We start from the raw sequence: 22,916 nt of genomic DNA on the forward strand, positions 1-22,916 counted from the left end.
TAATAACAAAAAAATACGAATACTAAAGAGATAAATAAACCAGAGTTAAATTTTTTCTAAAAAAATTTAAAAATATCTACATAATTATTATATTAGACCAAGAAAATATTGTCTTTTAAATAATAAAAATAACTAGAAAAAATTTGCTTTAATTGTTATTTTTTTTAAAAAAATTACTTATTTAAGTATTTATAAAATTTATAAAGCTATAATAGAGATACATTTCGATGTTAATCATACAAAAATTTACTTCTTTAGCAAAACCTAGTAGATATTATTATCTATATTGATTTATCTTCTTATAAAAAAATATCTTTAAAAAAAATATCAAAAAAAGCTGAATACAAACTATTATATTTTCTGCTCTATTCTTAAAATTTAAATAAAATTTAAAATTAATAGTCTATTACAAAAACTTTACTGAAAGAAATACTACCTAAATTAAAACTAGTTTTTAAAAAGTCATTTTATGTTTTTTGGATTAGTTATTTATTGAGTATAAATATATAGCAATGAGTATATTTAACCTAAGAATACTTGATTTGTTGAGGGAAATAGTTGGTGACTATTTAATATAATTTTTTAAAAATATACGAGTAATTATTATAAGTCTTATTGACTCTATTGTTACGTTTGTATATTAAATAATAATCTCTAGAATGATCAGGTTTTATAAAAAAATAATTTGGGTCTATTCAGGTTTTTTATACTTTAATAGATAGTTTTTTTATTTCATAAATTTGGTTGCAATAAACATTAAACATTTAAATCAAATTAAGTATATCTCTTATATAACCTTAGCTTAGTAAGGACAGGCTCAGCCACTGTTAAGCAGAAGATCTTTACCGAGAAGGGTTTGAATTTTTTTAAAATTCAAACCCTTCTCGGTAAACATGTGGTTTGTTAAACCGTCGTAGTCAAGAGAGAATCTAATTCACTCATGGATTCCAAAGAATATAATTCATTACATCCACCAATAGGTTGATTATTGATAAAAATTTGGGGCAGACTACTACGACCTTCAGCTCTTTGTTTCATTTTTTCCCTTGTTTCATAATCTCCATCAATACGATATTCAGTGTACTTGACTCCCTTTTTATCGAGTAAGGCTTTAGCCCGAATACAAAAAGGACAAGTACCCCAAGTATAAATTTCAACATTAGCAGTCATTTTGATCCTGAATCTAAGTTTTAAGTCTTAAATTTATATTGTACTAAAATTAACCGCAAAATTAGTCAATCATTACCTGAAAACTAAGTAATAAGAACATTTTAAATTAAGAATTGAAGGTCCAGATAGGTTATTCTGAATATTTAGACTAGTACCTGCTGTAACGTTGGTCAAGCTTATGAAAAAGTTATTATTCCTTAGTTTATTTATTATTGGGCTATGGGTAGCCTTATATAACTTCAAAGGATTAGCAAATCAGGGAAAATTTGATTCGATAGTGATTAATTTTCGTGAAGATGTTCCTACCTCAATTATTAGTAAACAATTAGGAGCGATTACTAAACAATATGAAAAGACTGTAAGTCTCAATAGTATTTTTTCTGCTGATGAACACATCTACACTGTATCAGGGGATAAAACTTTCCTTAACCTGATAAAACAGTCTTCTATTAAAAAATATATTGAATACTCCGAACCCAATTATATTTACAATGCTTTAGAAATACCCAACGATCCCGACTATAACAAGCAATGGAACTTGCATAGTATTCATGTTGAAAAAGCTTGGAAAAATAGCCAAGGGGAAGGAATCACTGTTGCTGTGATTGACACAGGGGTTAGTAGAATCCCTGACTTACGACAGACAGAATTTATTGAAGGTTATGATTTTGTCAACGATCAAACTGATGCCTCTGATGATAACGGTCATGGAACCCATGTTGCTGGAATCATTGCCCAATCGACAAACAACAAGTATGGAGTAGCTGGTATTGCTTACCATGCTAGAATTATGCCTCTCAAGGTTCTTGCTGCTGAAGGTGGAGGAACTGTTGCTGATATTGCTGAAGCAATTCGCTTTGCTGCTGATCATAATGCCGATGTGATTAATTTAAGTCTTGGGGGAGGTGGTGACAGTCAAGTTATGAAAGATGCTATTGACTATGCTTATTCAAAAGGTGTTGTTATTATTGCTGCTGCGGGGAATTCTAATAAAAATGCTGCTTCCTATCCCGCCCGTTATCCTAAAGTAATTAGTGTATCTGCTCTAGATGCAGCTGGTCAAAAAACAACTTATTCTAACTATGGGGCTGGAATTGATATTTCTGCCCCTGGCGGTAGTGAGATAGGGAAGATTATTCAAGAAACGATTAACCCCCAAACGGGAGAAGCGATTTTTGTCGGGTTCCAGGGGACGAGTATGGCCGCCTCTCACGTCGCGGGTGTAGCGGCTTTAATTAAGGCTTCTGGTATTAAAGAACCATCTGAAGTATTAGCTATCCTTAAACGATCCTCTCGTAATGTTCGAGAAGATCCTTTTAACCATTACGGGGCAGGACAATTGGATGCTGGGGAAGCGGTTTCTTTAGCCTTCAGAAGTCAAATTATCTTCAGGGACTTCTTCCGATGGATGCGCGCCAATGGCTACCTTTACCCTCGTTTTTGGATTGATTACAGTGTAGTGGCGTTAGTTCCCAAACTATTAATGTTTGTAGGGTCTTATCTGTTGGCTTGGTTTTTAAGGGTCTATTTTCCTTTTGCCTGGACTATATCTCTAAATTTGGGGTTAATTTTGGGAAGTTCAGGACTGTTTTTTCTGCAAGGAATCTATATTTTTGATTTGCCTCAATGGCCCTTCCGAGTTATGGGGAGTTCTATTCCGGAATTAGATAATTCTATTCGCGGAACTTCTTTGCTAAATCCTTTTTTAGCTAGTATTTTAGTTCCTTTTACTTTGATAGTTTTGTTATTAGGTTATGAACGAGGAAAATCATTTGCGTTGGGAATTTCTTTAGGAGTCTCTTCTTGTTTAACAATTCATACTGTCATGAATTCTGCAGTTTGGGCAATTCCTTCAGGAGATATTTCCCGATTTTTTTTAGGAGTTAATGTTATCCTCTGTTTTTGCTTAATTTGGCCAATAGTCAAAAAAAAAGATCAAACAACACAATTACAGTATAAAAAGGCTAAAAAATGATTTATAAAATATTTTTGATATAGAGGTTATCTGTTTTTTGATTGGTTTTCAACTTATCACAGATTAATAATATGAAATGAACTAGTATAATGTCTAGTCAAGAAACTTAAGGTGTATAATTTATGAACTTTCTTTATTTTTAGCTTTTTCTTACTAATTTAATTGTCAAAATAAGCAATTATTTATAAAGTACAATACTTAATTATTTCGAAGCTTTTTTACAGCAATTAGCTAATTTCAATAGGCCTTATATTCATCCTGGATTTTTATTAAAGATCTTCTAATTGTTTTTAACAATATTTGTTTAAATAACTGGCAATATTTTATTAAATTTAATTTCAACTTTTTCTTCTTCACTTAAATCTTTTTTATTTTTATTAAAAATATATTTAATCTTACTTTAACTAAAACTATTTTTTCTTTTGACCAATATTTTTTATTTAGATTTTTTAGTTTGTAGGTTAAATTTTTTATTATTAAATAATAGATTGTTTCAATAGATACAATCTATTTGCTACTATTTTAACTTACGACATTAATTTATTGATACAATTTTTATAGCGATTTTTTTAAAAAATACTGAATTCTTTAATTTAAATAAAAGTCTCGTAATAAATTTATTATTTTTTAATAAAGACAATTTTAATACTTTAGATTTTTAATCTGTATTATGCGATATAAGTCTTTGAGAATTATTTTTATTTATTATTTACCCACTCCATTTCTTGTAGATATATTCAGCTTATATTTTTTGTTTTACTCTTTTGCATATTGATTAAATCTTATTTAACAAGAGGCAATCTTGAAACAAACATTTATTTTCTCTATCCAAGACAAATATTTAATAATTTATTCATTATTTTTATGGAGTTTTCTGGTGCCTAAAACAAAATAAATATAAGTTACCGAGAAAAAATACGCTCAGTATATTGGAGTAGTAAAACTTTTTTGTCACCTTAACCTAGAAAAAAACAAAAAATAAATATACATTTTTATCTACTTAATTTGGCTGAAGAAAAAGTGCAAAAATAGAAGTATAACCATGCAAAAAAGTTTTCCCCTCCACCGGTCCAATTTCTCCGTTACAGAAAAAGCCTCCCAAAGGTGGTTGGGGAAGATAACGACGAAACAGCCATGAATCAAAATTTGGCTTGTCATAAAAAGCTTCTCCACGCCCTAAACAGGAAAAAATTAACGCCCCCCGAATCTTTTTGTCTAGTTCACCAACAGTGACATAAGTCCTGAGAAGAAATTCCAAATCATCTGCCGAAGTTTTAGCATCGCATAGATGAAATTGAACTCGTTGACCTGGACGAATAGGATTGCCGATAGCAATCGCCCCTACTTGCGGATCAAACCCAACCAAATGACGAATCAAAAAATCTCCAGGTTGCAAATCGTGTTTAAATTCATCGCTGACAATCCCAATCAACAGAGAATGTTTGGCTAATTGACGATCATCTTTATCCAACGTTTTGATCAACTCTCTAAGAGATTCTAAAGAAGAACGACTAACTATGGGTTGAGCCATATTTTCTAGTTTTCCCAGCTGTAAAATAATATTGCGTCCCCCTTGCATAATTTGATAAGGCTGTCCAATAGGACGACATCCTTGAGCGACAATAGATTCAACTATAATCTTTCCATTTAAGGCTAATCCTACGGTTCCCTGATGACATAGCTTAAGCTCTGAAGGTTCTGAGGTATAGTAAAATAAAGAACTTTGAACATTCATAGCCCCTGTACTTGCTAGCCCCCCTACTTTTACTGAATCTGGGTACGCAAAATCAAGCCCAGCTAATAAATCATTAATTCCTGAAAAAAAGGGATCAGATAAAAGAATAAAATGTGGGTGTTGTTGAAGAGGAACACCCACAAGTTTGCTCCAAGCATCGGGGGAACTGTCGAGATCGGGTAAATTATCAGGAGTAAGATAGAAGGCTTGAACATCAACCTCCGGTAAGCTAGCAACAGTAAGACTTAGAGCCGGTCCACTTTCAACCTCGATGATTTGGGTAGAATTATCCACGCCAATTGTTCCTCCTCCACTACAACCAATAAGAATAGGTAAAGACAACTTTTCTAGAATTAGAGAAATTAATCTAGGATAATCACTAGCGTAGGCCGAAGAAATGAATAAGATACCCAAGTCAGGGGACTGAGATAAAGATTTTGTGACTCTATCTACAACTTCTGTGACTGCGGCTTCTAGTGATGGACGGACAGATAAAGCATTCACCCACTGCATTTCATTGATCATAGAAAGTTCATGAAATTATAAAACGACGAGTAACTATAGAGCAAAAAAAAAGAATTATTAGTTTATAAACACAGACGAGATAGGATTACTTCAATAAGTATGTTTTAAGATATCAAGCAAAGACAGAGAAATTTTGCGATTGAGTCAATTCTTTCAAGTATACTTTTCTTGAGAGAAGATTAAGAATTAGTCATAATATTAAGTAGGTATGAGTAGAAGATTTATATATACTATGACATGAGTCGTGGCACAGACAAATCCGTTAGGATAAACTGAAATCTCAATACCTATAAGATTAAAGTCAAGAAAACCAAGGAGGAATAATGGGTAACATCGAAAATCAAATTGAACAAGAGAGACAAAACGCTAAAATCGTCTGCAGTATTAAAGGAGATAATTCTAGAGATTACGCTGCCGCTTGGGATGCCGTCGAAGAGCTGCAAGCGGAGGCTTTTCACCAAAGGCAAAAACAACTTACTAAAACCCCTTTCAAGACCAATTGTGATATTAATCCTGACGTGGTTGAATGTCGAGTTTATGAAGACTAGAGTTTAATACACTCGCATATACAGTCTGTTGCCCATTTACCGATATTACAACCTAGTGGTAGTGACAATAATCTAAATGCGGATCATCACTACTATTCTGAGCATAAAAAACATCCCTTTAAAATAATTAGAGCGTTTTTTGAGGAAATTGAAAGAAAATGGATGAACTATGGTTTCGGCCTTTAGTTTGGACTGATTATCGATTAGCGATGTCATTCATTGTTATAGTTCCTACAATTTTGATTATCTGGTCTCTAGTTCGACAAGCAGAAGCCATTAGTCGTCTTCTTATTATTTATTGGCGAGTAGCTAGTTTATTAATGATCACGATCTATTTGTTGGTCCCAGCTTGGGGGATCGAAAACTCCACTTTTGAAAATCTTTGTGGACAAATTGGCTTTATCACTGCTTTGGTCGCTCGTATTCTGATTCCCATTTCCCTTTGGTTTTGGGTGGATATTAACGACGAAATTAAGGATTTATCTCCGAGTTTTCTAAAATTAATGGTTGTCTCCTGGCGTTGGGCAATGACAGTTTATTGTAGTTTAGGGGTCATCGCTAGTGTTCCTTTTTTGTCTTGTGCATTTTCTCTAGATTTACTTTCAAGTCCATTCTGTCAAGTTTGGATTGAAGCTCCTTTAGGATATCGTTCTATTATTCATAGCGATGCTACTCAAGGATTTATTGGATTTTTAGGCCTGTTAGGATTATCGGTCTATGTTCTTTATTTTGGGTATTTTCTCTTAATTAGACTTGGTAAGCAAGGACGCTTAGCTCTTGAACAGTAAAATAGAGTAGAAGTAGTACAAATTTAGAATTAAAACCTCAGAAACAATAATCACTTAAATTTTCTATTGATAAAGAAAAAATTTTAACTTGTATTTTACATTTAAAATAGTATTATTTACTCAAGTTAAACAATTGAACTTTATGTTCTCCAAAGTCAATAAAAAGTTCTACTAGTAGATAGTATATAATTTAAGAGATCCTGAGCTAAATTATGATTTTTAAAAAATTTTTCAACTCTTCAATGAAGATAACCGATTTCATGATTAAAATTTATTGAATTTTAAAATAAACTATTAGTTATTAACATTGATTGTTTGTTTAGTCCCTACATAATGAAAGATTTAAGAAGCGCTGAGAATTGAATGATTAATAGATTTAGTGATATTCCCCCAGACAAATCGCACAAGCTTACAGTACAAGTTTCCCTGTCTCATGATCAAGATGCTGCTATCTCACCGGGGGTTTCTAAATAGCAAATATTTGCTATTTAGAAACCCCCGGTGAAATATTTCCAAAGTCAGCACTATGAACTATCTATCAGTTAGAATACATCGGTTTTTAAGCAGGTATTTTTTCATATATCTATTAGACTTGTTCTAAGAATCTAGTTTTTCTAGCTTCCTCATTAAACTTTGACTCTATTTTTAGACCGATACATTGAACATTGTAGGTACTTACTACTCCGACATCTGATACCGTAGCTAGAAAGATTGTTGAAATACTTTTAGGGACTTTAAGTGTTTATTTTTTTTTTGTAATTGAGTGGCGATTGAATTGCAAACTAAATCACATAAAGAAAAAACTAAAGGGTTTGCGATTGCATAAACTACATTAACCCCCTGTTGAGTTCGTGTCACAATTCCTGCCTGGGTGAGAAGTTTTAAGTGTTTAGATACATTTGCTTGTCCTAAACCCGTAATTTCAATAATCTCAGAGACATTTTTTTCTCCTCTTTTAAGACTGCAGACGATCTGTAATCGGCTGACTTCAGATAAAACTTTAAAAAAATCCGCAATCATACCGAAAACTGCTGGAGATAACTTAGACGTCTCAGAGTCCACCGATAATGCTATCTTTATTACTGATCGTGAATTAGGGCTTTGAACCATATTGCTATAGAGTTTACTAACTGAATAGTTATATTTATTTTTGTAGTATAGCTTGATTTACAGCTAATTTGCTATACTACTCACTAGTAGTATATTAAGGTAATCCTCAAGATGAGGGGATAATAATTTAAATCATTGTGAAATAAATCTTCTATGGGAATAATTAGTATAATAAACCCTATATAAAATTATTTTTATAAAAAACTTAGCAAAAAATAATTTTATATAGGGTTTTCTAAAAAATGCAATTAAGATATAGTTTCTTTTAAAAGAAACTATATCTTAAAAATTTGATTAACATTAAATTTTTAAGAGTAAATTCAAGCTAAATTAATTTCAAAGAATAGATATCAATGAAGTAATAGAGGTTAATTTAAACTGACTTAACAGGGGTAAAGTCAACTAATAGTAATTTTTTTTGCCGACTCGTGGAAAACTTATAAGCAATAAACTAATTTTTTAAAAGCCGATTTATGTTATATAACCCTTAGTTGAGATCTTTTATCTAAAGCTGATTCAATAGATGCTAAGTTATGATAAATAAAATTTAGTCAATAAAACAATAGTCGTTATTTTATAACTTAATTGAAACTAATTTAGTAAATGCAGATTTAAACTGCGTGATTTCATTCAATTGAAGCCAACAAATTTAACAAGGGCTGATGAAAAAGAAACAATTTGATTTATATCTAATTCTGAGTAGATAATTATGCCGTATAGAACAGTTTACAATGATAATTAAATTAATACATATTATCCACTGTTGATCTACATTAATAGGTTATTTTTTCAAGAAATATTTGTTATGGTAGAGTAATTAAACCACCTATGCGAATTTAAAAGCAATGACGACTCATTTTATTACTGTCGAAGTCAACCTTCAAAAAAATATCTTAAAATTACACGAAGAGATTGAAGCTGAACTTGGAAAAAGAGGAGAACCTCTTCGCTGGTCGATCACGGAAGTTGACACTAAAAAGCAAACTGTTCACATAGAAGGAATTATTACAAATAGCAGTAATTAAAATTTACTATAGTGGTTCATCTTCCTTATACCGTCGTTTTAATTGTTCCCACCGGAATTGGGGCTACTATTGGGGGTTATGCTGGAGATGCTCTTCCCGTTGCCCGTGCTATTTCCCAAGTGTGTGATCGCTTGATCACACACCCCAATGTTCTCAATGGAGCACAACTCTACTGGAATCTTCCCAACACCTTTTACGTTGAAGGATATGGACTCGATCGCTTTGCTCGAGGAGATTGGGGACTGCAACCAGTTCATCAAAACCGAGTTGGTCTAATTTTAGATCAAGGACTCGAACCAGAATTACAAACACGCCACTTACAAGTTGCTGATGCTACGAGAGCTACTCTAGGATTAGACATAACCGATTATATCCTTACCGACACTCCTCTAGAGATTAATCTAGGCATTGCTTCTTCTGGGACTAGTTGGGGAACTATTGGCAATCCAGATAGTTTACTCAGAGCAGCAGAGACATTAATCACCCAAGCTAAAGTTCAAGCAATTGCAGTTGTTGTCCGCTTTCCCGACGAACTTGACAGTTTAGCTCTAGATAACTACCGTCATGGTCAAGGAGTTGACCCCTTAGCGGGAGCAGAAGCAGTTATTTCTCACCTAATTGTCCGTCAATTTGGTATTCCCGCTGCCCATGCTCCTGCTTTGATGCCTTTACCCCTGGAGCCAAATCTTTCCCCCCGTGCCGCAGCCGAAGAACTTGGCTATACTTTTTTACCTTGCGTCTTAGTAGGGTTGAGTCGCGCACCTCAGTTTGTTTACACAGAGGGAGTGAATTTAAAGTCCACACTTGTGGATTCTGTGATTTGGGGAAATCAAGTAGATGCAGTAATTATTCCAGAGACTGCTTGTGGAGGAAGTGCTATTCTCAGTTTCAGCCATCGTAACACCCGTATTATTACAGTTGCAGAAAATAAAACTAGATTACAAGTTACCCCAGAGTCCCTCGGAATTCAGGCGCTTAAGGTAAACTCTTATTTAGAGGCGTTAGGTGTTTTAGTTGCTCATCGTGCTGGAATCAGTGTTAGTGTCTTGCATCCTACTGTCTCATCCCTTAATTGTTTTTCTAAAACTCGTGACTGATCCTAAATTGTCTGATATAGAATCGTTAACCCGTGAGCAAATTTTAGTAGTAATAGGAGTAACAGCAGTTATTCTCTTAATTATTGCTAAAGTTTGGCAGAAAGTATGGTCTGTTATCCTACTGGATGTTCAATTAACCTTCAACGCTATTTTAGGTGGTTTAGGAGTGGCGGGGGGAATTATTGTTACTAGTAGCATTATTTATCATCTCTGGCCAGCCTATCGTCAAAGTGCAGATATTTACTTTAAATTAATAATTCGACCGTTAATGTGGTTAGATTTAATTTGGTTAGGATTATTACCAGGTTTAAGTGAAGAACTGTTGTTTCGTGGAGTAATGTTGCCCGCATTGGGATTAAATTTACTCGCAGTGATTCTGTCAAGTGTAATCTTTGGAATGCTTCATTCAAGCGGAATGCAACAGTGGCCTTACGTGATATGGGCAACGATAGTAGGATTTGTGTTAGGTTATAGTGCTTTATTGACAGGGAATCTAGCGATTCCAATTATCGCCCACATTATGACTAATTTAGTGTCAAGTTACTTGTGGAAAATTAGTAAGTCGGTATAAATATATACTAATCAATAATTGATATTTAATATATGAAAATTCAATTTCGAGAATTTAATCCTTTTGATTTATGGATTTGGCTAGAGTTTAAAACTATTCCTTCATCTATGGAAAAACAATACATAGAGGAAGTATTTAATGCCTGGTTTTATTTAGGAAAGTTGGGAGCATTTAACGCCGAAAATTTACAAGTACAAGATCAGGGAATTGATATTAGTTATATGGAATATGAGACAGGTACAGCTAACAGTGTTATGATGGCTCTCATGCACAATATGACAGAGTTTCAATATCGAGGAGTTTGGGGACGCTGCTGGTTTGATTTGGGAACGAGTGATTTAATTGCTTTGGATATTTTGATTAATGCTTTAAATCAATTAAGTAAGGAGTATGTCACTATCAATAGGTTGATTATTGGTGGTGAAAATGAAAATTGGAAAGCTGAAGATAAAAATCAATCAATATTTATTGAGAACTAAGTTTTAAAAATATTTTCATTTTATTGATATTTAAGACTAATTTTTTAAAAAATTAGTCTTGGCTGAGTGAGAAAATTAAAAACCTATATAATTATCATTATTTCATTTCAATAAGTTTTATGACTCTTCCAAATGTTTAAACGATTGATTTCAAGAAAGCCAAGTTATACAGAAAATAATGGAAAGATTTTAAAAATTACCTAAAAAAGACAAGCGCATGGCAACGTCACGACTTCGACAACTAGGTAAATATTTGCATCCTTACTGGAAACAAGTGTTGTGGGGAACAAGCACATTATTTGTTGTTAATGCTCTAGGGGTTTATATTCCTCTACTGATTCGAGATAGTATCGACGATTTGCGTCAGGTGTTTAGTTTGGATCGAGTATTATCATATGCTGCTCTAATTTTAATTCTGGCAACTATTATGTGGATAATTCGCATGATCTCGCGCCTCATAATTTTTGGAGTGGGTCGTCAGGTAGAATTTGACCTCAAACAGAGGATATTTGAGCATTTACTTACCCTAGAACCTGCCTATTTTTCTACTAATACCTGCGGCGATTTAATTAACCGTGCCACCAGTGATGTAGATAATATTCGTCGTTTGGTAGGCTTCGCAATATTGAGTTTAATTAATATTATTTTTGCCTATGCTCTGACTCTTCCGGCGATGTTGTCCATTCATATTTCCTTAAGTTTATTGGCTATTGCTATCTATCCAGTGATTCTATTTATAGTTCATATCTTCAGTGGACAATTACAAAATCAACAGTTTAAGGTGCAAGAAGGACTGTCTGAGATTAGTGAATTAATTCAAGCAGATATCAGTGGCATGGCTTTAATTAAAATTTATGCCCAAGAAGCTAACGAAATTCATGCTTTTGACCAACTAAACCAAAAACTACTAAAAGCTAACTTAAAACTCGCCCAAATTCGTAACTTTTTATTCCCTATCATTGAAGGTATATCATATATCAGTCTATTACTGCTGTTAACTTTTGGAACTAAAGCAATTAATGAAGGAACTATCAGCATTGGAGATTTTGTTGCTCTAATTATTTTAGTAGAACAGTTAGTGTTTCCCACGGCTTTCCTGGGATTTACAATGACTGCCTATCAACGGGGAGAGGTGAGTATTGACCGAATAGCAGCCATCTTTCAATCACAGCCGAGAGTTCGCGATCGAAACCAAGTTAAATCTATCTCCTCATCAGAGATTAAAGGTAAATTAGTTGCCCTTAACCTAAGCTATACTTATCCTGGGGCAAAAAACCCAGCTTTAGACAAAGTTAACTTTACAATTAATCCTGGAGAAACGGTAGCCATTGTTGGTCCAATCGGCTGCGGAAAATCTACCTTAGCCAATACCTTACCCCGTTTACTTGAGATTGCCCCAGGACAGTTATTTTTAGATGATTATGATATCACTGAGTTACCTCTAGCCCAATTACGGGAGGCAATCGCCTATGTTCCTCAGGATAGCTTCTTGTTTAATACTTCTATTGAAAATAATATTCGTTATGGAGACCCTCTTAAAGGACGAGATGAAGTAGAATGGGCAGCTAAACAAAGCCATATTCATCCAGAAATTATGAATTTGCCGCAAAAATATGATACTTTAGTTGGAGAGAGGGGTATTATTCTTTCAGGCGGTCAACGACAACGTATTGCTCTAGCTAGGGCTTTATTGATGGATGCTTCAATATTAATTCTAGACGATGCTCTATCGAATGTTGATAATAAAACCGCTGCCCAGATTCTAAATAGTCTTTACAAGGAACAGGGTAAGACTGTCATTTTTATTTCTCATCATTTATCGGTTGCAGCGCAAGCAGATCGTATTTTAGTGATGGATAAAGGAAAACCTGTTCAGATAGGAACCCATAAAACCTTGTGGCAACAACCTGGTTTGTATCGGTCTCTTTGGAATTAACGCCAATCATAGAAAGTCTACAAACAAATAAAATTCAACCCTTACTTACTTAAATTTGACTATGAATTGTTTAGTCCTATTATACCGATATAAGCTCTGAATATAACTCAAAAATAAAAATATTTTGATAAATTTAATTTACAGTTTTACTTGATGAGGACTTCATAGAAATAAGAACTACTTTTAACTGTTAATTTCGTTTTTGTTCCAACTCCGAAATTAATTTGAAATGAATTATATTAATATCAATATAAACAAGTTCTTATAAATTGTGCTATTGAGGAATCAAACTAACTTTACAACTGGCTTAGATTAGGAAATAACCCATTCTTCACAGTCTACTCAATAAATAATTTTAGGATAAATTTCTGCCGCTTCATAGATTTTGTAATCAGCCCAGCAAAACTTACAGTGAATAACTTTTAAATAAAATTAATTGATTAATTTATCAACGTTAATGACTTATTTCTGGGTAAAGATAAAATTACTAGTAACCCCTAAAGAAAAACTTTGCTTAAATAACTTAAGAGAAGTTCAAGAATGACCTTATGAATCTAAAATTGTAGATAATATGCTGCTGTACTTACTAAGAAATTAACGATTAGTTTTAGCTTTAGGATTAAGAATTCTTCTCTTAACATTAACAATATTTATTAAATAGATTAGGCCTTTTCTCCTTAATGCAGCTCCAATGCTCAAAGTATCTACCCAAGCTGACTATGACGCATAAATTTTAGGTGTACCAGTAAATTTTCTTTATTGGTTGGTTTTTAGGATAGAAATAAAATGGTAAAGTTTTCTTTATGTACTAATTTTAGTACAATAATCGTAACAAATCTCTTAACCCCAAATACTATGTTGTTACATATATTTTACTTTGGAAATGTATTGAATTAATGGATTAATTTTGTCACCGAATCTTTAGGTGTTAAGGTATAAATTTTAAAGAAAAAGTAGCTAAACAAGACTTACCTCCTCTATGAAAACTGACAAGAATAATTGCTTTAAGTGTAAAACTAATATCAGCTATAGCTTTTACCTGTACTAGGATTTACTTCAATTGTCTTTATTTTAGATGGCTATTCTCTGGGACTAGCTGAAGGAGTAATTTCACGTAATACAGCTTTGATTTATATTTTTTTGGGTTTATTCCTTGAACTATTATTACTTGACAGTTAAATAATAATGACTTATTACAATTAACTCTATCTTACTTTATGATACTCAGAGCTATTTTACTCAGTTCATAAATTACTCAAAGTATTAAAAAGGCAAAATTTTTATTTATAATGAATATCTTGCAAGATAAATGGCAAATAGCACCATCTCCATTAATTCCTCAGTGGTTTCTAACAATTGTTAAATTATATACTCCTAATTCTGAAGGAAAACATGTTGCTAAAATTCTATGGCAACGAGGAATTCAACACAAAGATCAACTGATGTCTTTCATTGATGCTGATGCCTATCATCCAACTAGTCCTTTTGCTTTTGGAGAAGAAATGAAATGGGCAGTTAAACGCCTTAAAAGAGCTTATGAAAATCGAGAAAAAGTAACTATATGGGGGGACTTTGATGCTGATGGAATTACCTCAACTAGCGTTCTTTGGGAAGGATTAGGACAATTTTTTCTTCCTCATCTTCAACTTGACTATTATATCCCTAATCGTATCACAGAATCACACGGATTAAATTGTCAAGGAATAAAAAAATTAGCAATATCAGGAACTCGGTTAGTTGTGACTTGTGATACAGGCAGTACTAACTTAACTGAAATTGACTATGCTAATGAGTTAGGTATTGATATAATTGTCACCGATCATCATGTTTTACCAGATACTCGGCCCCCTGTTACTGCTATTATCAACCCTCGCTACTTTAGCACTAATCATTCTCTATTTAATCTATCAGGAGTGGCAGTAGCCTATAAATTAATTGAAGCATTTTATCAGGAATTACCTAATATTCCTCAAGAACCACTAGAACAATTATTAGACTTAGTTGCTATCGGGCTAATTGCTGACTTAGTTGAGTTAAAAGGAGATTGTCGTTATTTAGCACAAAAAGGTATTCGATGCTTGCACAAACAGCAACAATTTAAAACTCGTCCAGGAATTGCTAAATTATTAGAGTTATGTAAGAAAAATGGTGATCGACCTACTGATATTTCCTATGGTATTGGACCTAGAATTAATGCTATTAGTCGCATTTATGGAGATGCAACATTTGGAGTTGAATTATTAACTAGTCGCGATATAAAACTTTGCCACGAACTTGCTTTTAAAACCGAATTAGCAAACACAAGACGTAAAGAAATACAACAAAGAGTTTATAAAGATGTTAAAAATAAACTATCTAAAATTGACTTGTCAACTGTGAAAGCTATTGTCTTAAAAGATACTCAATGGGATAGCGGAGTTCTAGGGTTAGTTGCAGGAAAAATTGCTCAAGAATATAGTCGTCCAACAATTTTATTAACCATAATAGAAACAGATAATGAAGACGAAGTTAAAGGCATAAAAATGCTCAGAGGTTCAGCGCGCTCAGTTAATCAAATAGATTTATATAAATTACTGGATTATCATAAAAATTTGTTACATCGTTTTGGAGGACATCCTTTTGCTGTAGGGTTAAGTTTACCTCTAAAAAATTTAACTTTATTTAGAGAAGGGATTAATCAACAATTACGACAAAAACTCGATCATATTACTTATTTAAAAGCAACGATTGAAGTAGATTTAATTGTTACTGTTGTTGACTTAGGACAAGATTTATTTCGAGAACTAAAATTATTAGAACCCTGTGGAATTGGTAATTCTATTCCTAAAATTTTAATACAAAATTGCTGGTTTGATAATGTTTTCAGCAATAATATTGAGGACAGAACAAAAAATAAAATACAGTATATAAAGACAACTTTTGAGATTCATGATTTTTCTACTGACAAAGGATTTCCTGGAGTTTGGTGGGAACATTATAAAGATGAGCTTCCTTTTGATAAACTCCAAGATACTATTGTTGAATTATATTTTAATTCTTATTATAAACGTTATGAAGTTAGATTAATTGCTATTAGAGACTGTGTAGATAATGTTGAACTTAATCAAAATACTAATAATAATAACTATTTGTTAGATTGGCGAAACAAAAAATATAAAGAAGACTTTCAAAAAGTAAATACTCAAATTCAAATATTACAAGAATGTCCTAATAGCTGGGATGAACTATTAACAATATATCATCAAACTCAACAAAAAAAAATTAAACTTGCTCTTGCTTATGATTCACCAAAATATATAAATTCCATAGAAGTTTGGCAACAATTATTAGGAATTGCAAAATATTACAGTCGTACTAATGAAGTTGTCAATATAAAACAAATAAAGACAAGATTAGAACTTAGTAATTATACCCTAAAAATTGGATTAGAAACCTTGTATGAATTAGGATTTAATTACAATAAAATAGAAGAAAAGTTCCAATTTAGATGGATCAAAAAGATTGCTAATAATGCTCAAAAACAAGTGAGTAAATTTCTAGAAATAGTGGACGAAGAACAATTTCAGCATAAATATTTTTCTGAAGTTTCGCTTGAGTATATCAACAAAAAAATATATATAAACAATAAAAAAGAATAAATATAATTTATTCTTTAAGCTAGAATAGATAAGGTGCTATTGCAAAAGTACGTATAAAATTATGAAATCTTTAACCTATCTAATTATCACAATAATGATTGCTTTCTGGTTTGGAGTAATCGCTATTTTTTCTATTCAAAACATTACTGAAATTTCTTTAAAATTTTTAATGTTGGAATCTATCAAATTTCCCATTGGAGTATTATTATCTTTCTGTATAGGGGGGGGAATGGTTTTGGGATCACTAATGACTATATTGTGGGAATGTTCAAAATATTTACCTCAAAGAGATTCAAGGAAAATTTCTAAAGAAGTTGATAATTTTTGATTTAAATTGAATCAATGTATATGTTAGGTTAATGTTAAATTACAAGTCGTAAAATTACGTCGAACAATTGATGCGTAAATTCTAATAGCCATAGAAAAATTAGTTATTTAGTTGCTGATGATTTAATTAAAATATAAACAATAAAAATAAGAAAAAAATTAATTTAAAATTGTAAAAATTATATAAAAATTTTTACAAATAAAGTCAATAAAAGAGTAAATAAGAAGACTTTAATAAAAGCAAAATAAATAAAGTGATAGAAAATTTTAGAACAGAAAAACCTCTGTTTTAAGTTAATTTTTTTAATCATAAAAATTAACTTAAAATAGAGGTTTAAAAATATTGCTTAAAAACTTAATTAAAAAATAAATAAAAAAGTTAAGATAATATTTTCAATGAAAACTATTAGTTGGTGACTAGAGTCTTGTTAACTAATTTAGTTGAACTAGCTCCAGTAGGTTTAATTTATTGAGATTTATAAATAATAAATTTGCTAAGTGTTAGTGTTTATATAATCCCTTATAAAGAATAGTAGATTAAAATAATAATGGTAATTTTAATAAAATAAAAGTTAAAATAATTGCAAATAAAAGCAGTAAATTTACTTCGATTAAAAACCAAATTAAATTAGACTTATACTATTAATTAATTAATAGTTTATTCACTTAGTAGAATTGATGAAATTGATAATATAGAATTTATTAGAGATAAAATATTTGTACTAGTTAAATAATAGCGACATTTCGATTTTGAAAATTAAAGTAAGTAGGAATTTTTAAAAAATAACTATGACAAGCATAATTTATATTAGAGTTAACAAATTTTTTTTGCTTTCTGATTTTCTTCTTTTAACTCGATTGAAATACATACAATGTTATAGCACTATTTCCATAATATTTTTTCTGACGAATTTCTAATCCATTGATTGTCATTGCTTGCCATAATTTAGGATTATGTTCTACTGCAATTTCTCCGCCTTTTTTTAAAAGTTTGTGAGCTGCTATTTTTTCTAAAACAGGTTGATACAACATACTAGTATAAGGCGGATCAAAATAGATATAATGAAATTGTTGTCCTTCTAGAGTTTTTAGGATGTTTAAAACATCACCTTTAATCACTTTAAAAGTCTGATTTGTCGTGGAAAATTTTTGCCAATTTTGCTTAATAATTTTACACGCTTTCCCATAGCTTTCAATACCTATTACTTCCCTTGCACCACGAGATAAAGCTTCTGCACCCATTGAACCATTTCCTGCACATAAATCTAGCCAACGACATTCGACAATTGAACCTTGCCAAATATTAAACAAAGCCTCCCTAACTTTAGCAGATGTAGGACGAATTAATTGTCCAGGTAAAGTGGTTAATAATCGATTTCCATAAATCCGCATTCTGGTTAATAGTTAATTATAGGGATATTGATTAGGAACTACTGACAAATACAAAAGTCTAGCCAAACTCAAACACGTAATAGTGATCAGTCAATGCAACACGACTAATAAACTCTTGAGTATCTAAACTATCCATTGTTTTTTCTAATTGTACTTGTCTTAGTTACCAACTACTAAAATAGTAATCTATCCTAAATACAATTTTATCCAAAAAAACTATTGATAGGTTTTTAGATATCTCTAAGTGAATAAGTAACTGCAATTGAAGTCTAACTTAACTAATCTTAATTATCTAAGCAGACAATTAAAAATTCTAGTTATTTATAGAGTTGTACTGATTTAAGTAAACTCACAAAATTAGATAGGCTTTTTAAGCCATAATTGGAGGATTTTTCAGGGTGAAATTGTACTGCCATTAAATTATCAAAAGCAATTGCTGCTGTTACTGTTTGACTGCCATGAGTAACGGTTGCTGCGGTAACACTTATATCAAGTGGATCAACATAATAAGAGTGAACAAAATACATGTAAGGATTAGGGGGTAAGCCTTGCCATAAACTTAAATTAGATTGAGTAAATTCCAATTGATTCCAACCCATGTGAGGAATAGTAAGATAAGGTTCAGAACGAAAACGACGGACCTTTCCAGGAATAATTCCTAACCCTGGTTCTTTCCCTTCTTCAGAAGTATCAAAAAGAATTTGTAAACCTAAACAAATTCCTAAAAAAGGTTTTTTATCAGCAATTGCCTGTTTAATAGGATTAACTAAATGGCGCGCCCGTAAATTTTGAACTGCCGGATCAAAAGATCCTACTCCAGGTAAAATAATTCCAGCAGCTTTAGCAATTTCGTTAGGAGAATCAGTGATTTTTGGGGTTATCCCTGCTCTTTCGATTCCCTTACAAACAGAATGTAGATTTCCCATATCATAGTCGATAACTGCAATAAAATTCATGTTGTAAGATTTAATATAATAAATGCTTTGATCCTATTCTAGAGTATAAGAAACCATGACTAGCATTGTTTTAACTTTACTTGATTTCAAATTTAGATACCCTATCAACTCTCTAGTTCCTTGAAGGTTATTTGAAGATATATTTAAAATAAAGCTATCGAAGGAGTATTTATTTAAACACTCCTTCGATAGCTTTATTTTTGTCATAATGACTAGATTGTATCGATTATTAATTATAAACTTGAATATTAGGAGAGAATGGGATAAACTTAAAAGCACAATTAACCTAAAAAAATAGTTTTATAATTGCTTAATATATCTATTGGTTACGATGAATGAAAATTAATTTATTTATAAAAAATTTTATTATAAAGTAATATAATATTTGCGACAATTTAATTGTATCTATATCTTGATCCTGATTCTATATTTTTATTTATTTTTAAAAAATTTATCTAGTTGAATTTATAATAACTTATTTAGAGATACATAAAGTAAAAAAAATATCTATGATTAGATTAAAATATAATCATTTACTTATAGAAAAAATAATGTTAATTAATTGTGATAAAAAAGAGAATTAGTTTAGAAAATAATTATTAAATGGCTTTAAATAAGTGATTAACAAGTCATCAATTTTTTACCAACTACTTGAATAATCTAAGCAAAGACTGGAACAATTATGACAAGAAGGCCTCAGCTAGATAAAAGTCTAACTATTCGACAATTAACATAGATTTTTACAAAATTTAATTATAGGTAAAGTTCTTATTATTATCCATAATGGAACAATTAATATGCTTGTCTTTATAAGAATTAGTATTAAACTATTTCTAATAATACTGCTATTTTATGAATTTTAAAATAAAAAGTAATTTAATCATTGAATAACCAAGAGTAGATTTACAATATTAGAAGTGTTATGTTAAGGTTTTATATATAATATAATTATAATGTCTATTATATATAAAACCTAATTATTTTAAAGAATTTTATTTTAATTTTTTAAAAAAAATATTAATTTTTATAACTTAAAAACTTGAACTATGCCCTTATATAAAAATACTTTAAATATAATTTATAACCTATTACAAAGATAATAAAAAAAACAGATGATCTCTATCGTAAAAATATACAGTATTATATTTCATTTTTTATCATTGCTGTCACTCCATCGGCTATTCCTCTTTTTTTTGTAAATAAGAAATTTTTAATAGCTTGACAAGTTTTTCAGACAAGAGTAATTGTTAGTAGCCATTACAGGTTATTTTTTAAACAAATAGTACGTGATACGAAAATCAATCAAGTCTATACTAGGATTTTATAGTACAATATCAGCATCTTGGGTAAGGGCTGATACGTTAACATTAGGATAAAATACTTCTGTTTATCTTTGAAGTTTAATGGAAGGAAAAAAATTGATCAGTAAATTTATATATTATACAGGAGATATTTTAAAAAGCATAGGAACAATTTGTTGAGAAAGTTAGTAACAGAAAGAAAATATATAATTGGAGTTTTTATCTATTGGTATAAAAATTTTCCTTTCTGAGAAAACTTAAACTTTAAGATAAATTATTATTTACCAAAAACCTATTACAGCAATCAAATAAAAACATGTTATTATTTAATTGATAAGACTAAAAAGTGCAGACTAAAGTAGTTTAATTAATACTATTTTTAATACAAAACTAGCTGAGGTTAGTGTTTTGTCTAGTACTAAAAAAATTAACTTTTTGAAATACTGCTGGTTATGAATAAGTCAATCGCCCTTAATTTCATAAACAACTTCCAAATTCTTGTATGAAAGCTTACTTATTATTAATTACTCCTATTCTTAGCCTGCCTTTATAAATAAACGTTATTTTTTTTATGCTGTCAAATCTGAGGGAATAGACTTACCATCATGAGTTTACTTTCGATTCAGAGACTGTTTTGAACGAAACTTTAAGTAAGTGACATATAAGAAAATAAAATTTTTTAGGTAATTTTTTTTTCTTTAAGCCATTTAGATGATTCTTTTGGAATGTTAGTTCAGCGAAATACATCATATAGTTATCTTAAGATAACTATTATAAATAGTCTCCTATGAGTTCTTTTAGATGAAGAACAAATTGACCAATTTTCTGCTCTTATTATTCTTTTAAAATTTAGATAAAAATTGATTACACCTAAAAATCTAGAATGATTTACTTAATTGATCGTTTATTTAAGCAATTGAGGCATTTTCCCTAGTAATCCTGTCATTAATTGCAAAGAAACCCGTTTAAATAAAGGAACAGTATTAATCAACCACAATCCCAACCGACGCAATATCATTAATAACCACCACTGATTAGAAAATAAGCGATTTAAAAAGTCAGTAAACCCCAATATTACCCAATTCTCGCTTCTGCGCCAGTGTTCGTAACGTTTCAAGACCTTTAAACTTCCGATATCTTCTCCTTGTTGATGAGCTTTTTGTAAAACTTCTGCTAAAGCCGCCACATCTCGAATTCCCAAATTTAACCCCTGTCCCCCCAAAGGATGACAGCAATGTGCAGCATCCCCGACCAGAACAAGTCTGTGCTTTGTATAGCGCTCACTTTGCATTAACTGAATCGGAAATATAAAACGATCACTGACCAATTCTAATTTTCCTAAAATTCCTCCAGTCCGTTGCTGTAACTGACTTAAAAATTTTGTTTCGTCTAATTCTCTAATTGCTTTCGCTTGGGAATGAGGAGCTGTCCAAACAATTTGACAACGATTTCCTGGAAGGGGTAAAATCCCCATAGGTCCCGAATACCAAAATCGTTCAAATGCTATGTTATTGCTCGGGGCGTTATGTTTAACTGTGAAAGTAACACAAGACTGCCAATATTTCCATCCTTGAGTTTTAATACCTACTTTTAAACGTATTGGCGACTGTGAGCCGTCGGCTCCTATAACTAATTTACTACGGATTTGCTGTAATTGTCCCTCCACTTTGACCTTGACTACAGCCTCTGTATCTTGATAGTCCACGGCTATCACTTCAGCCGGACATAACCATCGAATTTCCGGCTCCTCTAAAATCGCTGTTTGTAGTGTTTCTAAGAGCATTTTATGTTCTCCCACGTAGCCTAGATAATCTGTTCCAATATCGGTAGTTTGGAACTCAACTACCTGTGGATAATCAGCATCAGAAAGGCGAATAGAGTGAAACTTTCCAACTTTAGGAAATATTTTTTCCCAGATCCCAATTGCGTCTAAAATACGCGCAGACAGTAGTGAGAGAGCATAAGCTTGAGGTTTGCTTGCAACCTTTATCTGAACCTGAGTCTCAACAATAACGATTTTCAATCCGGATTTTTTGAGGGCTGTAGCTAAAATCATACCAACAATTCCTCCCCCCACAATAGTAAGATCGTAGTCTGCAGTATGTTTAGAGAGTGCAATAGAGGCGTTTAGCTGATCGACAGTCATTTTAAATTATTTCTTCAAAAAAGGTTTAAAAAACATACACTTTTTAATTGTGACGTGAATTTTTTGAGTATGCAAGGTCATTAATCTAGATCCTTACTTTAGGATGAAGTATTTTGGCATTATGGCTCTCAGGTTAAAATTTAACTGCCCATGAGGAGTTAAAGTCTGATTTTTAACTCCTGATTTTTACCAGATTA

At 31.4% G+C, this 22,916-nt stretch carries 16 protein-coding genes; 10 read left to right on the plus strand and 6 right to left on the minus strand.

Annotated elements, in window-relative coordinates:
* Nucleotides 1-903: 903 nt before the first annotated feature.
* Nucleotides 904-1,170: a glutaredoxin 3 gene (gene grxC, locus ETSB_RS00440; RefSeq protein WP_044105622.1), complete on the minus strand. Its 267-nt coding sequence runs from the start codon at nucleotides 1,168-1,170 to the stop codon at nucleotides 904-906.
* A gap of 178 nt (nucleotides 1,171-1,348) precedes the next feature.
* On the opposite strand from grxC, the gene ETSB_RS00445 reads away from it, so the two are divergent.
* Nucleotides 1,349-3,145, plus strand: a complete 1,797-nt coding sequence (locus tag ETSB_RS00445) for a S8 family peptidase (protein ID WP_044105623.1) — start codon at nucleotides 1,349-1,351, stop codon at nucleotides 3,143-3,145.
* Between the two features lie 1,000 nt (nucleotides 3,146-4,145).
* Here the strand turns inward: ETSB_RS00445 and ETSB_RS00450 are convergent.
* Entirely contained in the window at nucleotides 4,146-5,393 is a 1,248-nt protein-coding gene (locus tag ETSB_RS00450; protein WP_044107512.1) for an FIST signal transduction protein, read from the minus strand.
* Nucleotides 5,394-5,728: 335 nt separating this feature from the next.
* On the opposite strand from ETSB_RS00450, the gene ETSB_RS00455 reads away from it, so the two are divergent.
* Nucleotides 5,729-5,953 (plus strand): Calvin cycle protein CP12, encoded by a 225-nt coding sequence (locus ETSB_RS00455; RefSeq protein ID WP_044105624.1) that lies wholly within the window; start codon nucleotides 5,729-5,731, stop codon nucleotides 5,951-5,953.
* Between the two features lie 158 nt (nucleotides 5,954-6,111).
* Nucleotides 6,112-6,741, plus strand: a complete 630-nt coding sequence (locus tag ETSB_RS00460; RefSeq protein WP_044105625.1) for a DUF3177 family protein — start codon at nucleotides 6,112-6,114, stop codon at nucleotides 6,739-6,741.
* A gap of 702 nt (nucleotides 6,742-7,443) precedes the next feature.
* Here ETSB_RS00460 and ETSB_RS00465 read toward each other — a convergent pair.
* Nucleotides 7,444-7,851 carry an ArsR/SmtB family transcription factor gene (locus ETSB_RS00465; RefSeq protein ID WP_044105626.1) on the minus strand — a complete coding sequence of 136 codons (408 nt, stop codon included), beginning with the start codon at nucleotides 7,849-7,851 and terminating at the stop codon, nucleotides 7,444-7,446.
* A gap of 845 nt (nucleotides 7,852-8,696) precedes the next feature.
* Here ETSB_RS00465 and ETSB_RS00470 point away from each other — a divergent pair.
* From ETSB_RS00470 to ETSB_RS00500, 7 genes are all read left to right on the plus strand, one after another.
* A complete protein-coding gene (locus tag ETSB_RS00470; protein WP_044105627.1) occupies nucleotides 8,697-8,876 on the plus strand; it encodes a hypothetical protein in 180 nt (59 codons plus the stop codon).
* Between the two features lie 11 nt (nucleotides 8,877-8,887).
* On the plus strand, nucleotides 8,888-9,973 hold the full coding sequence (locus ETSB_RS00475) for a DUF3326 domain-containing protein (protein ID WP_044105628.1): 1,086 nt from the start codon (nucleotides 8,888-8,890) through the stop codon (nucleotides 9,971-9,973).
* Nucleotides 9,966-10,544 carry a CPBP family intramembrane glutamic endopeptidase gene (locus ETSB_RS00480; RefSeq protein WP_044105629.1) on the plus strand — a complete coding sequence of 193 codons (579 nt, stop codon included), beginning with the start codon at nucleotides 9,966-9,968 and terminating at the stop codon, nucleotides 10,542-10,544. The genes ETSB_RS00475 and ETSB_RS00480 overlap by 8 nt, the downstream gene beginning before the upstream one ends.
* Before the next feature lie 32 nt (nucleotides 10,545-10,576).
* Complete coding sequence (locus tag ETSB_RS00485; RefSeq protein ID WP_044105630.1) at nucleotides 10,577-11,023, plus strand: DUF3531 family protein; 447 nt, start codon at nucleotides 10,577-10,579, stop codon at nucleotides 11,021-11,023.
* A 217-nt stretch (nucleotides 11,024-11,240) separates the two neighbouring features.
* Nucleotides 11,241-12,959: an ABC transporter ATP-binding protein gene (locus tag ETSB_RS00490; RefSeq protein ID WP_044105631.1), complete on the plus strand. Its 1,719-nt coding sequence runs from the start codon at nucleotides 11,241-11,243 to the stop codon at nucleotides 12,957-12,959.
* 1,289 nt (nucleotides 12,960-14,248) lie between these two features.
* Nucleotides 14,249-16,597, plus strand: coding sequence for a single-stranded-DNA-specific exonuclease RecJ (gene recJ, locus ETSB_RS00495; RefSeq protein WP_044105632.1), 2,349 nt, complete (start codon nucleotides 14,249-14,251; stop codon nucleotides 16,595-16,597).
* Nucleotides 16,598-16,658: 61 nt separating this feature from the next.
* Entirely contained in the window at nucleotides 16,659-16,925 is a 267-nt protein-coding gene (locus tag ETSB_RS00500) for a LapA family protein (protein ID WP_044105633.1), read from the plus strand.
* Nucleotides 16,926-17,773: 848 nt separating this feature from the next.
* Here ETSB_RS00500 and rsmD read toward each other — a convergent pair.
* The 3 genes from rsmD to ETSB_RS00515 form a co-directional block, all read right to left on the minus strand.
* Nucleotides 17,774-18,316, minus strand: a complete 543-nt coding sequence (gene rsmD / locus ETSB_RS00505; RefSeq protein ID WP_044105634.1) for a 16S rRNA (guanine(966)-N(2))-methyltransferase RsmD — start codon at nucleotides 18,314-18,316, stop codon at nucleotides 17,774-17,776.
* Nucleotides 18,317-18,633: 317 nt separating this feature from the next.
* On the minus strand, nucleotides 18,634-19,272 hold the full coding sequence (gene hisH / locus ETSB_RS00510) for an imidazole glycerol phosphate synthase subunit HisH (RefSeq protein ID WP_044105635.1): 639 nt from the start codon (nucleotides 19,270-19,272) through the stop codon (nucleotides 18,634-18,636).
* A 2,205-nt stretch (nucleotides 19,273-21,477) separates the two neighbouring features.
* Nucleotides 21,478-22,719 (minus strand): FAD-dependent hydroxylase, encoded by a 1,242-nt coding sequence (locus ETSB_RS00515; RefSeq protein WP_044105636.1) that lies wholly within the window; start codon nucleotides 22,717-22,719, stop codon nucleotides 21,478-21,480.
* Nucleotides 22,720-22,916: the final 197 nt, after the last annotated feature.

It is taken from the genome of cyanobacterium endosymbiont of Epithemia turgida isolate EtSB Lake Yunoko (assembly GCF_000829235.1).
Lineage (GTDB): Bacteria > Cyanobacteriota > Cyanobacteriia > Cyanobacteriales > Microcystaceae > Rippkaea.

Excerpts from the sequence above, each read along its gene's own strand:
- grxC (WP_044105622.1), bottom strand. The coding sequence starts at position 1,170 with ATGACTGCTAATGTTGAAATTTATACTTGGGGTACTTGTCCTTTTTGT.
- ETSB_RS00445 (WP_044105623.1), top strand. The coding sequence starts at position 1,349 with ATGAAAAAGTTATTATTCCTTAGTTTATTTATTATTGGGCTATGGGTA.
- ETSB_RS00450 (WP_044107512.1), bottom strand. The coding sequence starts at position 5,393 with ATGCAGTGGGTGAATGCTTTATCTGTCCGTCCATCACTAGAAGCCGCA.
- ETSB_RS00455 (WP_044105624.1), top strand. The coding sequence starts at position 5,729 with ATGGGTAACATCGAAAATCAAATTGAACAAGAGAGACAAAACGCTAAA.
- ETSB_RS00460 (WP_044105625.1), top strand. The coding sequence starts at position 6,112 with ATGGATGAACTATGGTTTCGGCCTTTAGTTTGGACTGATTATCGATTA.
- ETSB_RS00465 (WP_044105626.1), bottom strand. The coding sequence starts at position 7,851 with ATGGTTCAAAGCCCTAATTCACGATCAGTAATAAAGATAGCATTATCG.
- ETSB_RS00470 (WP_044105627.1), top strand. The coding sequence starts at position 8,697 with ATGACGACTCATTTTATTACTGTCGAAGTCAACCTTCAAAAAAATATC.
- ETSB_RS00485 (WP_044105630.1), top strand. The coding sequence starts at position 10,577 with ATGAAAATTCAATTTCGAGAATTTAATCCTTTTGATTTATGGATTTGG.
- ETSB_RS00490 (WP_044105631.1), top strand. The coding sequence starts at position 11,241 with ATGGCAACGTCACGACTTCGACAACTAGGTAAATATTTGCATCCTTAC.
- recJ (WP_044105632.1), top strand. The coding sequence starts at position 14,249 with ATGAATATCTTGCAAGATAAATGGCAAATAGCACCATCTCCATTAATT.
- ETSB_RS00500 (WP_044105633.1), top strand. The coding sequence starts at position 16,659 with ATGAAATCTTTAACCTATCTAATTATCACAATAATGATTGCTTTCTGG.
- rsmD (WP_044105634.1), bottom strand. The coding sequence starts at position 18,316 with ATGCGGATTTATGGAAATCGATTATTAACCACTTTACCTGGACAATTA.
- hisH (WP_044105635.1), bottom strand. The coding sequence starts at position 19,272 with ATGAATTTTATTGCAGTTATCGACTATGATATGGGAAATCTACATTCT.
- ETSB_RS00515 (WP_044105636.1), bottom strand. The coding sequence starts at position 22,719 with ATGACTGTCGATCAGCTAAACGCCTCTATTGCACTCTCTAAACATACT.